Annotated in this window: 18 protein-coding genes; 14 read left to right on the top strand and 4 right to left on the bottom strand. The window is 31.5% G+C overall.

Translation table 11 applies throughout. The features are described 5' to 3' along the window. The first annotated feature begins 148 nt into the window (after window positions 1-148). The 12 genes from RMO83_RS15515 to RMO83_RS15570 all read left to right on the top strand — a co-directional run bounded on the left by RMO83_RS15515 (window position 149) and on the right by RMO83_RS15570 (window position 8,504). The gene (locus RMO83_RS15515; protein WP_310560611.1) at window positions 149-1,144 is read left to right on the top strand and encodes an FAD-dependent oxidoreductase; all 996 of its coding nucleotides are present in this window, start codon (window positions 149-151) and stop codon (window positions 1,142-1,144) included. Between the two features lie 447 nt (window positions 1,145-1,591). Beyond that, the gene (locus RMO83_RS15520) at window positions 1,592-1,897 is read left to right on the top strand and encodes a hypothetical protein (RefSeq protein ID WP_310560612.1); all 306 of its coding nucleotides are present in this window, start codon (window positions 1,592-1,594) and stop codon (window positions 1,895-1,897) included. A 395-nt stretch (window positions 1,898-2,292) separates the two neighbouring features. Beyond that, window positions 2,293-3,531 (top strand): replication initiation factor domain-containing protein, encoded by a 1,239-nt coding sequence (locus RMO83_RS15525; RefSeq protein ID WP_310560613.1) that lies wholly within the window; start codon window positions 2,293-2,295, stop codon window positions 3,529-3,531. Then, on the top strand, window positions 3,518-3,697 hold the full coding sequence (locus RMO83_RS15530; protein ID WP_310560614.1) for a hypothetical protein: 180 nt from the start codon (window positions 3,518-3,520) through the stop codon (window positions 3,695-3,697). The genes RMO83_RS15525 and RMO83_RS15530 overlap by 14 nt, the downstream gene beginning before the upstream one ends. 111 nt (window positions 3,698-3,808) lie before the next feature. After that, entirely contained in the window at window positions 3,809-4,531 is a 723-nt protein-coding gene (locus tag RMO83_RS15535; RefSeq protein ID WP_310560615.1) for a hypothetical protein, read from the top strand. Beyond that, window positions 4,532-4,975: a hypothetical protein gene (locus RMO83_RS15540; RefSeq protein ID WP_310560616.1), complete on the top strand. Its 444-nt coding sequence runs from the start codon at window positions 4,532-4,534 to the stop codon at window positions 4,973-4,975. It begins immediately after the preceding gene. Between the two features lie 124 nt (window positions 4,976-5,099). Next, window positions 5,100-5,495, top strand: coding sequence for a hypothetical protein (locus tag RMO83_RS15545; protein WP_310560617.1), 396 nt, complete (start codon window positions 5,100-5,102; stop codon window positions 5,493-5,495). Between the two features lie 190 nt (window positions 5,496-5,685). After that, entirely contained in the window at window positions 5,686-5,832 is a 147-nt protein-coding gene (locus RMO83_RS15550; RefSeq protein WP_310560618.1) for a hypothetical protein, read from the top strand. Beyond that, window positions 5,825-6,349 (top strand): hypothetical protein, encoded by a 525-nt coding sequence (locus RMO83_RS15555; protein ID WP_310560619.1) that lies wholly within the window; start codon window positions 5,825-5,827, stop codon window positions 6,347-6,349. The genes RMO83_RS15550 and RMO83_RS15555 overlap by 8 nt, the downstream gene beginning before the upstream one ends. Window positions 6,350-6,515: 166 nt before the next feature. Then, window positions 6,516-7,022 carry a hypothetical protein gene (locus tag RMO83_RS15560; RefSeq protein WP_310560620.1) on the top strand — a complete coding sequence of 169 codons (507 nt, stop codon included), beginning with the start codon at window positions 6,516-6,518 and terminating at the stop codon, window positions 7,020-7,022. Between the two features lie 5 nt (window positions 7,023-7,027). Next, window positions 7,028-7,753, top strand: a complete 726-nt coding sequence (locus RMO83_RS15565; protein ID WP_310560621.1) for a hypothetical protein — start codon at window positions 7,028-7,030, stop codon at window positions 7,751-7,753. 349 nt (window positions 7,754-8,102) lie between these two features. Then, window positions 8,103-8,504, top strand: a complete 402-nt coding sequence (locus tag RMO83_RS15570; protein WP_310560622.1) for a hypothetical protein — start codon at window positions 8,103-8,105, stop codon at window positions 8,502-8,504. Between the two features lie 259 nt (window positions 8,505-8,763). Here RMO83_RS15570 and RMO83_RS15575 read toward each other — a convergent pair whose 3' ends face one another. Further along, window positions 8,764-9,270, bottom strand: a complete 507-nt coding sequence (locus RMO83_RS15575) for a DUF2911 domain-containing protein (protein ID WP_310560623.1) — start codon at window positions 9,268-9,270, stop codon at window positions 8,764-8,766. 179 nt (window positions 9,271-9,449) lie between these two features. Between RMO83_RS15575 and RMO83_RS15580 the strand changes: the two genes are divergently transcribed. Both RMO83_RS15580 and RMO83_RS15585 read left to right on the top strand, forming a co-directional pair. Next, a complete protein-coding gene (locus RMO83_RS15580) occupies window positions 9,450-11,363 on the top strand; it encodes a DUF294 nucleotidyltransferase-like domain-containing protein (RefSeq protein WP_310560624.1) in 1,914 nt (637 codons plus the stop codon). Between the two features lies 1 nt (window position 11,364). Further along, a complete protein-coding gene (locus RMO83_RS15585) occupies window positions 11,365-11,961 on the top strand; it encodes a 3'-5' exonuclease (protein WP_310560625.1) in 597 nt (198 codons plus the stop codon). On the opposite strand, the gene RMO83_RS15590 is transcribed toward RMO83_RS15585, so the two are convergent. From RMO83_RS15590 to RMO83_RS15600, 3 genes are read right to left on the bottom strand one after another with little or no spacing between them, the layout of a single operon-like run. Next, window positions 11,958-12,455: a 4'-phosphopantetheinyl transferase superfamily protein gene (locus RMO83_RS15590; protein WP_310560626.1), complete on the bottom strand. Its 498-nt coding sequence runs from the start codon at window positions 12,453-12,455 to the stop codon at window positions 11,958-11,960. The genes RMO83_RS15585 and RMO83_RS15590 overlap by 4 nt on opposite strands. Further along, a complete protein-coding gene (locus RMO83_RS15595; RefSeq protein ID WP_310560627.1) occupies window positions 12,452-12,706 on the bottom strand; it encodes an acyl carrier protein in 255 nt (84 codons plus the stop codon). Before RMO83_RS15595 ends, RMO83_RS15590 begins: the two co-directional genes overlap by 4 nt. A 3-nt stretch (window positions 12,707-12,709) precedes the next feature. Further along, complete coding sequence (locus tag RMO83_RS15600; RefSeq protein WP_310560628.1) at window positions 12,710-13,981, bottom strand: beta-ketoacyl-[acyl-carrier-protein] synthase family protein; 1,272 nt, start codon at window positions 13,979-13,981, stop codon at window positions 12,710-12,712. Between the last annotated feature and the right edge of the window lie 30 nt (window positions 13,982-14,011).

The following is a 14,011-nucleotide window of genomic DNA, read 5'->3' on the forward strand; positions in this document are numbered from 1 at the left end:
TACAATTTTAAGCTCCGATTCAACCAAATCAAGGAACAAATTGTTTTTTGGCTTAATTATTTGTTCAACTTCTATCCTGAAAATAATATTCCTATTTTTGTGGAAATTAAAAATAGCTCTTTTTAAGGGTTGACTAAATAACGGCGAGTTGGACTATGATTATTTAGTTTTTGCTACAGGAGCAGAAACTAGCTATTTTGGGATGGATAATGTACGGAAAAATGCCATTCCAATGAAAACGCTCAATGACGCTATCGAAATGCGTAATGCTTTATTAAAAAATTTAGAAAAAGCTGCGATTTGTAAAGACATTAGAAAAAGAAGATCGTTGCTAACTATTGTAGTCGCTGGTGGCGGACCAACAGGAGTAGAGGTTTCGGGAATGCTAGCCGAAATGAGAAAAAATATTGTACTAAAAGAATATCCAGAGCTTGCAACGGTCGCTAGCCATATTTATTTAGTTGATGGAGGTGACGCTTTGTTGGCACCGATGAGTCAAGCTTCTCAAATAGATACACTTAAGGCAATTACCAAACTTGGAGTTGAAGTAAAACTAAATGCACAAGTTATTGATTATGTGAATGATACAGTTTATTTTGCCAATGGTGAAACGATACAAACTAAAAATTTAATTTGGGCAGCCGGTATTACCGCAAAGAAATTTGACGGAATTCCTGAAGAAAGCTACGGACGAGGAAAGAGAATGATAACTGATGAATTCAATAAAGTAAAGACAACAGAAAATATTTTTGCTATTGGAGATACTTGCATTGAAATGAGCGATGCCGCTTTTCCAAATGGACACCCACAAGTGGCGCAAGTGGCAATTCAACAAGGGTTAAATCTAGCAAATAACTTTAAATTAATACTTCAAAATAAATCTCTTAAAGCATTTAAATACAACGACAAAGGTTCGATGGCTATTATTGGTAAAATGAAAGCTGTAGTAGATCTACCAAATCCAAAATTACATTTTAAAGGTTCTTTCGCGTGGTTAATTTGGTTGTTTATTCACCTAATTTCATTGATTACATATCGTAATAGATTGCAAACATTGTATAATTGGATGGTAGCGTATTTCTCTAAAGATCAGGCTTTACGTATGATTATTCGACCTGAGAAGAGAACGAAAGAGAATGCATAGTTTACAGTATCAAGATTTATAAAGAAATCAAATCAAAATGATACGTGGACAATAAAAGTAAAATTCTATTTTACATAATATAAATTATAGTTCATTTGTGGTATAAACTATCAACAAATAAATTATGTCTATTAAACGGGAACCTCTCGAAAATTATGTCCTTCTTTTGGACTTGGTTTTAAAAATGCGTGTTACACCATTTAAGCCAAAAACTTTCTTAAAACAAATTAGACCTTTTTGTAAAACTGAACATTCAAACTTTCGAATGCTTCATATTCGTATTCGTGGTGCGAAATTAGGTGTTACAATCGAGATAAAAAAGGATTGTTTTATAGTTTGTCAAAATCGATTAATTCACGAGTTTATTTTTTACGGTAATCCTTTTGAATCTTCTTCAAAATTGCTTCTTACTAAATTATTAAAACATAACCTTTTAACTGCTTAATTATGGCTACTATTTCCCAATTTATTAAACAACGTGAATCAAAATATTTTGAGTTGGTTGTATTGAAAGATGACATTCAGGAATTTATTAAATCTCCTGTAGAGACTGTTTCTATTGATAATTTAAAATATCAATATGGTTTTTTGCTCCGTGAGATTAATAATATTGATGCTTCTATAAAAAATATCATTTTATGTCAAATTGAAACTGCAAAGTTGGATTTAAAGAATTTAGAAACTCAATTAACTATGTTACCCCAACCTTTTCACATTTCAGATTTACCTTCTTATTCATCAATTTTTAAATAAAATATTATGGTTATTCAGTCTTACAATTCCGCTGTTTCTTCTATTAAAGATGGACAATTTTGTGTTATTAATGAAAATGGTACTGTTTATCGAGTTAAGCACGATAGAACTAAATTAGGCGCTATTTTATCAGCATTATTATATAATAAATATAAAGGAACGTTTAGGGTGTCTCCTGATAAATTAGTTGATAAAGTTCTAGTTCATTAAAAAAATTTTTGCCGTAGGGTATAACGGCAACTAACTCACTTTAAAACTCCTTTTATGTCCAAACTTAAAAATTATATATGGTTCTACCCTATTCTTTATATTCAATGGAATGTTAATATTATCGGACTTCCTGAATACTTAATACACAATAAAACTTGTCCTATTTCAAAATCTATTTTTCATAAATGATAACCTACAGACAACGCCACAAAAAAAAGAATTTCAAACCTACGAAAGATAACACGCTAATAAATATCGATTATCTAATTATTAACCTTGAAGGAAACCCGTTTGGAGATTTTCCAGAAACATCAAATTTTAAATTACAATATTATGATTATGGTACAAAAATATTTGCTTCTCGTTCGGATTTATATTTTAAAAATGAAAAAATTGGAACGCTTCAACATTCTCCACGTTCTGCCATTCTTGACGTTAATTTTGCTCAACTTCAGTTTGAAAATCATTTGTTCTATACGCTTTCGCACATAGATTTAAAAAATCTTTTAGTTGACTTTTTAGAACAAACTAACTATTTATTCAAGGCTATTAACCGTTTAGATATTTGCATCGATAAGAACGACAAAAACCACAATTACAGAAACATTTATGATAACATTATTAACGGTTCTTATCTTATTTCGGGTCGACCAAAAAATTTACAGTCCTATTTTGAAACCTACAAAGGAAAATCAATCCTTAATGGCTTTCAAATTGGAAAGCGTACAAGTGATAAAATTATTCGTGTCTATAATAAAACTTTGTCTTTACAACTCACTGAAAAGCCGTATATCAATGACTTTTTCCAAAATAATGGAATTAAAAATGAAAATGTTTGGCGTTTCGAATATCAATTAAATTCCGCATTTTTCAGGCATCTAAAAGAGATTGGACAAACTTCTAAAGAAGTTGTTCAGGATATGACGTGGGGTATTTTTAACAAATCGACATTATTTGAATTGTTAAAAATTGCTACTAAAGGTTTTTTTGAACTCCACGAAAATACAGGTAAAAGTCAAATTAATAAAGAAAAAAAGATAGAATTATTTGATTTTGATATAATGCGCAATCAAGTAACAAAACAAGTAACTATTATTAAAAAACTGAAAAAGGGTTTAGTTTCTTCCCTTACCATAAAAAAACGGCTTGCAAAATCACTATTTCGGGAATACTACGCAAATGAACAGGATATTAGTTATATAGTCGCATTAAATTTATTGCTAGAAGATAAAGACTATGTTACCGATAAAAAATTAAAAGTTTGGTTTTTAAATAAAATGAATTTCTATCTGCACGAATTCAGACAAAACGAGAAAATTCAAAAATATTTTTATACTGAATTGTTTCAGGAACATTGCAATTTCTTTATGGACACAATTTTTACTAAATACGTACCAATACTTCAAAATTATGAGCCTAGTTAAAAAAACCAATACAAGCCAAAAAGTCAATAAAACACAATTACAGCACATTTTACAAATCAGTTATCCAACGGCACGAAAAGAGTATCAAACGATTTTAGATAGTCTTTCATTAACTAGAAAGTATTTAACTATTCAGGACTTAATAGTATATGGAATACTGTCTTAAAATCGAAATAAAAAACAAAAAATGGAAACGTATAGAAAAAATCAGAAACACCTCTTTTAAATCTTAACAAACCTTTGTACTCGAAATTATTATTAATCAAAAATACAAAAAATGAAAATTGTTAATTTAACAGGTGTTTTAAAATCGCAAGATTTAACAGTAACAAAATCTATTGGCAGTATAATACTTTGCTTTGGCGGTTTGCTTGAGGAACTTTTAAACGAAAAGATTTCTATTTACATTGAACGTGCCAACGGTTCGAATGTTATTCTAGCGAATAAAGTAAACCTAAAAGATTTTATCTTGTCTAGCACTTACGGTGGCGAAGCTATCCAGTCTGACGGTGATTTTGGAACTATTGCAGTTTGTGAAATTGCTTTAGAAGGTTCTATTTTTCTTGCTGAAAAAGAAAGTATTAAAATCTCTTTAGAAGATTTGAGAGCACCACAATTTTATGAACTTTACGGAATCGAACACCCAGTACCGACAAATAATTTGTTTCATTTTGAGCAAAAAAGTATTGCTTCTGAGGAGGTAAACAAAAAAGTTGATGTAAAAGGAAACGATTTGGCAATTATCACAATGGATAATACCGTTTCAGATATTAGTTATTCATTTTCTAACGGTCAGGTTGTTAAATTCTTACCGTTCGAACTTAGAGCGTTATCTGTTGATGTAGACCCATTGCAGTATATCAAAAATGATGGTACTGTAGCGCAAGTTTTGGAAGGTCGTTTGGCTCTCCCATTGGTTCACGTTGATTACATTGAAGTAAACAAAGCACAGGGGCAAATTGTTAATTTCGTTGTAAGAACGATTAAAAACGTAGAATAAATGAGCATTTTTAAAACCATTGGAACAAAATTAAAGCGTGCAATTTCATTAAAAAATGTGATTAACGCTGCTACTGGTAACTTTACCGCTGTTTCTCAGGAATTAATGAGGGTTGCAACTACGAAAGCACCGCCAAAAAACGGTGCTACTGTTCCGAGTACTGAGCAGGTTTTTTCTTCGCTCGAAATGCCTAGTGCTGTTAATGATTATTTAATTGCTGCTGGAGCTAAGCAAAAAGCTACAGCGACAAATGCAATAGCTAACAGTCTACTAGTTCAGGATAATGTAGGTAATGTAAACCGTTTTCTTTCTTCTGTGTGGTTAAAAGCCACTTGGATTAAGTATAAAACTTGGTTTATTATTTGTGGTTTAGCTGTCTTGGGTTTGATTGGTTGGAAAATGTTTTCAAAAAAATCAACCTCAAAAGGACGTGTTAGACGATAAAAACAAAGGTTCAAACTATCGAAATTGGATTTATTTAATAATATTCTTAGTAGATAGTTTGGTTCTTATCTTAAAAAAAATTACTGATTTAATTATCAATATAAGAAATTTATTCCATTAAATTATGAAACGAAATAATAATCAAGGTTACAGTAATAACCAAAATTACGGTAATCAACAAAAACCAATTGTAAAGCATTCAGGCGCAAAAACTACCCGCTACTTTCCAAAAACGGGTCCAAATGCAGGAATTGAACAAACTTTAACATCAGGTTGGAGATTGGCAAAAGGTGAATTAATTTCAATTAGATGTGTAACAACGTCTAAAAGCAAATTATCGGATAAAGGTTGGTTAGGTTCAATAGCTGTAACAATGACCAACACAAAAACTGGTGTTTCCGCTTTTCATTGGGGTACAATGGAGCACAAAACAGGAAAAGTAGTTGTAGATAGTTTGGCTATGGTTGTTAACCCAAAAGCTAAAAACGGCGGTTATTCTGGTAGTTATATAAATAACTAAAAATAGAAGCTTTGAGGTTGTGGCTGTCTTTAACTAAAACTTTCTCAAAGTGTATGTTTTTTAAAACTTAAACTAAAATGTTAAAATTTGTATTAAAATTTCTTCCTTTAATTGTTCACGAATTAGCATACTTACTGTTTGAGAATTTAGCTAAAAAACAAAAAGAAAAGGAGTCTAAAAACTTGTAAGTATGAACAAATTGAAAGGTGTTATTAGCTTTATTGGAATCATTGTAAAGTATTCCGCTGTCGTAATGGCAATTATTAAAGGAATCGAAGTTGTTTATGATGAGTTAGAAAAGATTGATTTAACCGATAAAACCAAAGAAAATGAGTAATACAGTTTCAAGGGGTATTAGAAATAACAATCCGGGTAACTTGGTCTCAACCAATATAGCTTGGCAAGGTAAAATACCATTATCAAAAAATACAGACGGCAAGTTTGAACAATTTGTATCAATGGAACTGGGTATTCGTGCAATGTTCAAAGATTTAATCAATGACATAAACAAAGGTAAAAATACCGTTCGTAAATTGATTAATGAGTATGCACCCCCTAGCGAAAACAACACATCACAATATATCAAAGATGTATGTAAAAGTATTGGGGTTACTCCTGACCAAAAAATATCTTTTGTAAATTCTAAATTTTTGTTAATGCTTGGAAAAGCTATCATTAAAAAAGAAAACGGAAAAGATGCTTCAAAGGTCTCGGATTCTCAAATTATTAAAGCAATGGATTTGCTCGGAGATGTTAGCACACCTTTATTAAAGGTAACTACAACAAAAAACGGATTAGCAATTTTAATCCCTCTTTTATTGCTTTTTTATACTGTGTTTACGATAACACTATAAAAAAATCGAGAAAACAAACAACACGTTAATTATTAATTCAAATAAATTCAAATCTCATGTGGGAAAAAATTAAAACTTATTATTCAGAACATACAATGTATGTTAATATTGCTTTAGTTGTTGTAGCTGCTGTTGCTGCTTGGAAACTCTTTAAAAAGAAATAATTTTGCAACCTAGACAAAACAATGCTAGAAACTCCGATAGTTCGGGGTTTTTGGCGGTTTTAGAGCGTTATTGGTATGTTATTTTGGGTTTAATTCTTGCAACTCCAATGTTGTTACGTTATTTAAAAGATAGTCAAGTTTCTAACGAAATTAACGATACTGAGGAAACGATTAAATTAAATACCAGTAAAAATCTAGATCCATTAAAACAGCAATTAGAACTTAATAAAATTACAACAAATCTGTTTTATCAAAATATGGCTCGCAATGTTGCTGCTAATTTAGGGGTTTTATATGAGTCTCGTTCGGGTTTTTGGTTTTGGGCAAATCCTAGAACTTGGACAGAAAACGACCAACTTGTATACAATGATTTAAAACAGTTGATAAATTCGGGTCAGGTAAAAACAGTTTCAAACTGTTATTTTTTTCTTACTGGAAAAAACTTAAGGGAAGATGTTACAAGATTATTAGATACTGAATTATTAGCCAAATTACCATTATTTAGATAAAAATTATGAGATATACAAATCCTAACTGTTACGTACAGTACATTAATAAAACAGGACGCATAAAGGTTAAAGAATTAGAAAGACAGGTAGAAGCTTCTGAAATAATTTATAACCTTTCTGGCATCGATGAAGATTTTTTCTTACTGTCGCTTTTTGACAACAATCAAAGAGTATTAGGTTTAACTTTTGGAAACGTTCAAAATTTAGATATGATTTCATTTTTAAATTCAGATTTTCAGTCTGTTGATGCTCTTCCTGAAATTGCTTTTTTAACTGCAAATCAATATGTTTCTATTGTAAAAGATACTACAAATTATGATATTAATTTTCAAGTTATTCCGCCAGTAACCAAATTATACACTAATGAGGAATTGTTTTTAAAACAACATTATGATAATTCAGATATGCTATTTTATGCTAATTTACCCCGTGTCGGCGCAGTTTTAACTCCTTTTTCTTATGTCATTAAAGATGCTGCTGATTTGTTTATTTTTGACGATACCGCTTTACAAATTCCTGAAAATCTTTTTTATTGTAAAGTTTTTTCTCAGGTTGATGTTAGATTCTTAAATCAATTGTCACTTCATACCCCTGACCAAATTAATACTTTCCTTGCAAAAAATGATTGGGTTTTGTTTACAAAATTAGCAAGATTTGTTGGAGATGTTCCTTTAGTGTATCCAATTTATTTTTCAGGTTATAAATATAGTTGGAGTATCATAGACCGTTAAAATATGGCAAATTGGACACCTACGCCCTACTCTTGCACTATCTTTCACAAAGATAAAACTGTAGAACCTATAAAAATTGGTTTTTGTAAATCAATTTACTATTTGCATAATTGGCTTTTAAAAAAGCGTTTTGATTATCATTACATAAATGTATATAATCGGAAAACAGGTCAATTTTTATTGCGACAATATTGTAATGAACATATAATAGATAAGCCTTCGTACTAGTTGCAAAGGCTTTTTTTTAAGGTAAATTATGTATTCTTTTATGACAATTTCCTTACGAGAGTTAAATTTTGGTATTATATTTGTCAGACAAAACTATATAAACCTACAAAATTAAAAAATTATGAAAAAAATTATCTTAGCATTATTATTTGTTACTGGCTTGTCTGCCCAAACTACCGAAATAGAATATAACTATCTTACGAAAGGTTATAAAGAAACTGTTACAAAAGGATTAGATTTAAAACAGGGTTATGAGTTACAGGATATGTTTGTTCACAATGAAACATCTTATCAATTCGATTTTAAATTATTTAATGATGTATCGACAAAGAAAACTAAAGCTATTTTGGTTATAGCTACTTCAAATCTTTGGGGTAATGTTTATTATTTATGTGTTCCTATCGCTTCGCCTGAATTGGAATTAAAGTATAACGATTATTTACAGACTTGGGATAAAGATATTCTACGAGCCTATTCATTCGCACAGTCTCGAATACTAACGATGTCTTTATCAGCAGAATAAAATTATAAATGAACCCCAATAAAACGGGGTTTTTTTATATCCTAATTTAAAATGTTAAAATGTTAATTAAATTGTTAACAACTTTTTGGACATACTATCCCACTTAATATAAATTATAGTTCATTATATAATCGTAAAAAGAGTCATAAATGGTAATTACAGAATCTTTTCCTATTATAACAAAGCTCTCATAATTTCATTCAAAAAAAAGCATCACCAAGATCTCCTGCTAACGCTTTACAAACATAACTTTATAATTTTATTTTACAGAAATTGGAATACTCCATTTTTCCCAACTCAAAACAATTGAATTTTCTTTGATGGTATAAATCAAACTTTCGGCACTTAAATCAGTTGGTTGCTGTTTTACAGTAACTCTAATCTGATCGTCTTTTTCTTTATATTTATAAGCTCCCCATTGTTTAGCCTCTTTATTAAATATAATGATACATTCTTTTTCATTTGGAATAACAAAAAAAGAATATTTGCCAGAAGGTAATTTAGAACCTTCAATAGTAAGATCTTTATCTGTTTCAAAAGTTGTTGCGTCATTGGCTCCAGCACGCCAAACTTTATTAAAAGGTACTAATTTTCCCCAAATTTCTCTTCCTTTTACAGATGGACTACTGTAATTTATAGTAATACTTGCTCCATTTATTTTACCATTTGCAACTGCTGCTGGACTTGCTGGTTTATTTTGTGCACTTGCAAAAGTTACCAATAATAATGCAATGAATAAAAAATTAATTTTCTTCTGTAATCCCATGATTTATAATGTTTTAATTTAAGTTATAAATGTATAATAACTCAATTGAATTTATCAATATTATTGATATTTTTAAGAAAATATTAGTAAATATATAATTTAATCGTTTTACTCGAATAATGACAGTATTATAATTTATTAATTCATTATTTTTACGTTCGATTATACCTAATTTTGATATGAACACGATTGCAGAACATATTGCTGATTTCTTAAAGAAGTATCCGCCATTTGACAATTTAACTTTTCAGGAATTATCCGAAATCGCTACAAGTATAAGAGTAGTAAATTTGGAAAAACACAAAACTTTGTTTCAAATTAATGATGTTTTGCACGATTGTTTTTACGTCGTCGCTTCCGGAGTCATCAATTTATCTGTTATTGCGGATGCTGAGGAAACCTTGTTAAACAAATGTTTAGAGGGAGATATTTTTGGTTTGCGACCGTTTTTTGCCAAAAATAATTATATGATGACGGCCAAGGCTCGCGAAGAAAGCATTATTTATTCCATCCCGATAGCCACTTTCCGCCCATTTGTTGCCAATAATTCAGAAGTACTAGATTTTCTTTTGCACAGTTTTGCTACCAATATCGGAGATCCAAACGATAAGGAAAACATTAGCGGAAAATTAGTTTCGGACAATGTCTATTCTAATCAGCAATCTGAAATGCTATATTTTCAGTTGTTGGCTTATAATATTTCTCCGCTACTAGTACCACCATCAAGTATTGTGGGAGATGTTGCACAAAAAATGACAGATGATTTAACCAATGGCGCCATTGTTTCTAAAGATAATTATCCCATCGGAATCGTGACGCATACTGATATGTGCTCTAAAATTGCTACAGGCCGATTTCCTATTACTACAACAATTGATAAAATTATGTCATCGCCTGTGGTAACTGTTGTAGAAAACATTTCTTTGGCTGAAGCCCAATTGATTATGTTAAAAAACAATGTGACTCATTTGTGCGTAACTAAAGATGGATCAGATAAATCGGAAGTAAAAGGACTTATTTCTGAACACGATTTAATCGTTGCTCAAGCCAACAATCCTGGGGTACTAATCAAAGAAATTAAGCGCTCGCAGTCCGCCAAAGATTTAAAATCAATTCGGGATCGATTGACCAATCTGATTCAAAAATCGATTCATAAAAATGTATCCATTTTTAATATTTCAAATATTGCTAGCGAAATAAATTTAGCCATCATAAAAAGATCTGTTGAATTATCGATTTTGGATTTGGGTTCTCCTCCTGCTCGATTCGCTTGGTTAAGTATTGGAAGTCAAGGTCGAAAAGAACAATTATTACTCAGCGATCAGGACAGCATTTTAATTTTTGAAGATGTAACTTCCGATAAATACAGAGATGTAAAAGACTATTTTCTAAAATTGGGAAGAAGAACTACGGCCATTCTCGAAAAAGTAGGTTATGAATTGTGTCCAAACGGACACACGGGAAGCAATATGCTTTGGTGTAAATCTTTGACAGACTGGATTAAACAGTATAACAACTGGATGAACACTCCAGGCGAAAACAGTAATGAGATTAGCAGTATTTTCTTTGATTTTGAAATAGCTTTTGGGGAACAAAAAATTGAAGAAAGTATTGAAAATGTGATTTATAACAATGTTAATAATAATAGTTTGTTCTTTGATTTTCTGGGAAATGATGCCTTGAGAAACAACTCTCCTTTGAGCTTTTTTAAGAAATTTGTAGTCGAAGAAAATGGGCCAAACAAAGATAAATTTGATATTAAAACCCGTGCTTTAATTCCCCTTATTGATGGTGCTCGCTTGTTCAGTTTGAGTTACAAATTGCGAGGAGTAAATAATACTTATATGCGCTTCAAGCAATTAGCAATCATTGACACACGAAATGCCGAAATTTATCTAAATTGTGCCGAAGCTTTTTTAACCTTGTCTAAAATTAGAACTGTAGAAGGTTTAAAAAATGATAACTCAGGTCAATTCATCAATTTGCAGGAATTGTCAAAGGTGGATAAGGAAATTTTAAAAAATGCTTTGGCTCCAATGAATGAATTGGAAGACTTAATAAAAACCAAGTTTAAACTGACCCAATTTTCTTAAAATGCTAGATTGGCTAAAAAATATCAACAAAGAATATCCTGAATTTTGGAAAAATTATCTTTCTAAATTTGAAAAAAAGTCAAATCGCTTTGTGGTGCTTTGTACCGAAACTAGTGGATTAAATCCGAATAAAGACGTAATTTTATCTATGGGTTCTTTTTCTGTCATCAATAATAACATCCTAATTGGAGATAGTTTTGAAGCTTTCTTTGCACAATATAAATTCTTTCACGACAATGGAATTTCAAACGAATTTACGGTTGAAAGTAAAATGAAAAAAATGGGCGAAGCGGATGGTATTAAGGCTTTTATAGACTTTATTGGAAATGCTGTTTTGGTAGGACATCACATTGATTTTGACGTCGAAATGATCAACGCAGCTTTAGAACGATTGAATTGTGGAAGATTAAAAAACGAAGCTTTAGATATTGATATAATGCACCGAAAATTACTTGATATCAATAACAAACAATTTTCTCTTAAAGAATTATGTGATATTTATAAAATTCCAAAAAGCGACCGGAATTCTTCATCCGAAGACGCTTATAAAATAGCATTACTTTTCCTGAAATTAAAATCAAGATTGGGCTTGAATTAAACAGAAATAATTCGCTCAAACCTTCCGTGATGACTTATGGATACAAGTTTTGAAACCGAATTGTATTCGTCGAAGTAGTTCGGAATTCCATTATTTTTTTTAATATTTTTTCTGTTTTCCAATGTTTTAATGTTTTGGAAACCCCGTGTATTTTCAACAGCAATTGTGTGGATAAATTCAAAATTTATTTCTGTTTTTGTAAAATAAACGAAACTTTTTATGGCTACTTTTCCAAAAATAATTCCATCGATACTACGCAAATCAAAACATTCAAATTGCAAAGGAAAATAGCCTCTAATTTGCGTCTTCCGATTGTAAATTTTGTATGCCGCTTCCTTCCTACTCCACAAGTTCCAAACCATAATTGCTGGATTTTCAGCGTTTGAAATCAGTAATTGCTCGTTTTTGGAAAATATTTTATCCAAAAATCCTTTCCGTTTCCAATTGCTTTCTTGTTGAGCTAAAGCCAAATCTACAATATCGTTTCCAATCATTTTTCGGATAATTTGGTTTCTATAATTTCCATTGCAGCCTTTACATTCACCATTCGTTCCATAGATTCGTTGTCGATAATGATATCAAATTCTTCTTCAATATCTAATATTACATCTACTAAATTGGCTGAGTTTATTTGCAAATCAGTAATAAAATCAGTGCTTTCTGTGAGATTATCAAAAGCTTCTTGGCTTTTAATATATGGCTTTACGATAGTCTTTAACTTTTCAATAGTTTCTTTTTTGTCCATAGTTTATTTGTATTTTTTAAAAATTACGCAGCCATTTACGTCTCCAAAACCAAAACTAGCTTTGGCGATAATGGTCAATTCTTTTTTAATTAATTGTTGTGGAACTCTTGAAGCATCAATAATGCCTGTAATTTCAGAATGCAAATCGTCGCAATTGATATTTGGAAAAATAAATCCGTGATGCAATTGCAATACTGAAGCTACACTTTCGATACTTCCCGCAGCTGTCAAACAATGGCCAACCAACGATTTTAGTGAGTTGATATAAGGAAAATCGACTCCACTCCTATTCAAAGCTTCACACCAATTTTGAATTTCTAAACTGTCCTTTGAGGTTGCGGTTAAATGTCCGTTGATGGCATCAATTTCGTTGGTATGAATACCAGCATTTTTCAAAGCGTCTTTGATACATTTTTGCACGGCGACCGAATTGGGCGCTGTCATAGTACCTTGACCTCGTTGACCACCGGAATTCACATTTCCACCCAAAACTTCAGCATATATTTTTGCTCCACGAGCCAAAGCTGTTTCTAAATCTTCCAAAACCAATGCTCCTGCCCCACTTCCAGGAACAAAACCAGAAGCTGTTGCCGACATTGGTCTTGAGCCTTGTTCTGGTGTTTCATTATGTTTAAAGGTACATACTTTCATTGCGTCAAATCCACCCCAAATATAAGGACCGGAATCGCTCGTGCTTCCTGCCAAAATGCGTTTCGCCTGACCCGATTTTATGCGTTCAAAAGCCATCAAAATACTTTCCGTTCCTGTTGTACAAGCAGACGAATTGGTGGTCACTTGATTTCCTAAACCAAGTTTTCCTCCTAAATAGGCACTCACACCGCTATTCATAGTCTGTGCCACGGCTGTGCTTCCCAATCTACGGGTTTGAAAATCGTCAATTTTATAAATGCTTTCTCTGAATTTATCTATTCCGGAAGTTCCCGTCCCAAAAATGGTTCCACTATCCCAATCGGGTTCATCATTTATTTCTAGCGACAATCCGGCGTCTTTCCAAGCATCCATTCCAGCAATGACGCCATATAAAATTCCGGATGAATTAAAATTTCTAAGTTCCAATTCTGTAAAATAATTAAGGGATAATTCAGTAGAAATTTCTGGCTTTCCAGCTATTTGACACGAAAATTGCAACCGTTCTAATTCTGCGTTGTGCATAATACCCGATATTCCATTTTTTATGGCATCGGTAAACGCATCAAGTCCAACTCCATTGGGAGCAACAACACCAAGACCAGTAATTACGACACGTATATTCATATAAAAATTTCAATTTCAATGGCAATGGCA

The sequence above is a fragment of the Flavobacterium sp. genome (assembly GCF_031423415.1).
Lineage (GTDB): Bacteria > Bacteroidota > Bacteroidia > Flavobacteriales > Flavobacteriaceae > Flavobacterium.

Coding starts and splice junctions, on each gene's coding strand:
- RMO83_RS15530 (WP_310560614.1), top strand. CDS start 3,518: ATGAGCCTAGTTAAAAAAACCAATACAAGCCAAAAAGTCAATAAAACA.
- RMO83_RS15540 (WP_310560616.1), top strand. CDS start 4,532: ATGAGCATTTTTAAAACCATTGGAACAAAATTAAAGCGTGCAATTTCA.
- RMO83_RS15600 (WP_310560628.1), bottom strand. CDS start 13,981: ATGAATATACGTGTCGTAATTACTGGTCTTGGTGTTGTTGCTCCCAAT.
- RMO83_RS15590 (WP_310560626.1), bottom strand. CDS start 12,455: ATGATTGGAAACGATATTGTAGATTTGGCTTTAGCTCAACAAGAAAGC.
- RMO83_RS15520 (WP_310560612.1), top strand. CDS start 1,592: ATGGCTACTATTTCCCAATTTATTAAACAACGTGAATCAAAATATTTT.
- RMO83_RS15575 (WP_310560623.1), bottom strand. CDS start 9,270: ATGGGATTACAGAAGAAAATTAATTTTTTATTCATTGCATTATTATTG.
- RMO83_RS15555 (WP_310560619.1), top strand. CDS start 5,825: ATGAGTAATACAGTTTCAAGGGGTATTAGAAATAACAATCCGGGTAAC.
- RMO83_RS15535 (WP_310560615.1), top strand. CDS start 3,809: ATGAAAATTGTTAATTTAACAGGTGTTTTAAAATCGCAAGATTTAACA.
- RMO83_RS15545 (WP_310560617.1), top strand. CDS start 5,100: ATGAAACGAAATAATAATCAAGGTTACAGTAATAACCAAAATTACGGT.
- RMO83_RS15550 (WP_310560618.1), top strand. CDS start 5,686: ATGAACAAATTGAAAGGTGTTATTAGCTTTATTGGAATCATTGTAAAG.
- RMO83_RS15570 (WP_310560622.1), top strand. CDS start 8,103: ATGAAAAAAATTATCTTAGCATTATTATTTGTTACTGGCTTGTCTGCC.
- RMO83_RS15580 (WP_310560624.1), top strand. CDS start 9,450: ATGAACACGATTGCAGAACATATTGCTGATTTCTTAAAGAAGTATCCG.
- RMO83_RS15525 (WP_310560613.1), top strand. CDS start 2,293: ATGATAACCTACAGACAACGCCACAAAAAAAAGAATTTCAAACCTACG.
- RMO83_RS15585 (WP_310560625.1), top strand. CDS start 11,365: ATGCTAGATTGGCTAAAAAATATCAACAAAGAATATCCTGAATTTTGG.
- RMO83_RS15565 (WP_310560621.1), top strand. CDS start 7,028: ATGAGATATACAAATCCTAACTGTTACGTACAGTACATTAATAAAACA.
- RMO83_RS15595 (WP_310560627.1), bottom strand. CDS start 12,706: ATGGACAAAAAAGAAACTATTGAAAAGTTAAAGACTATCGTAAAGCCA.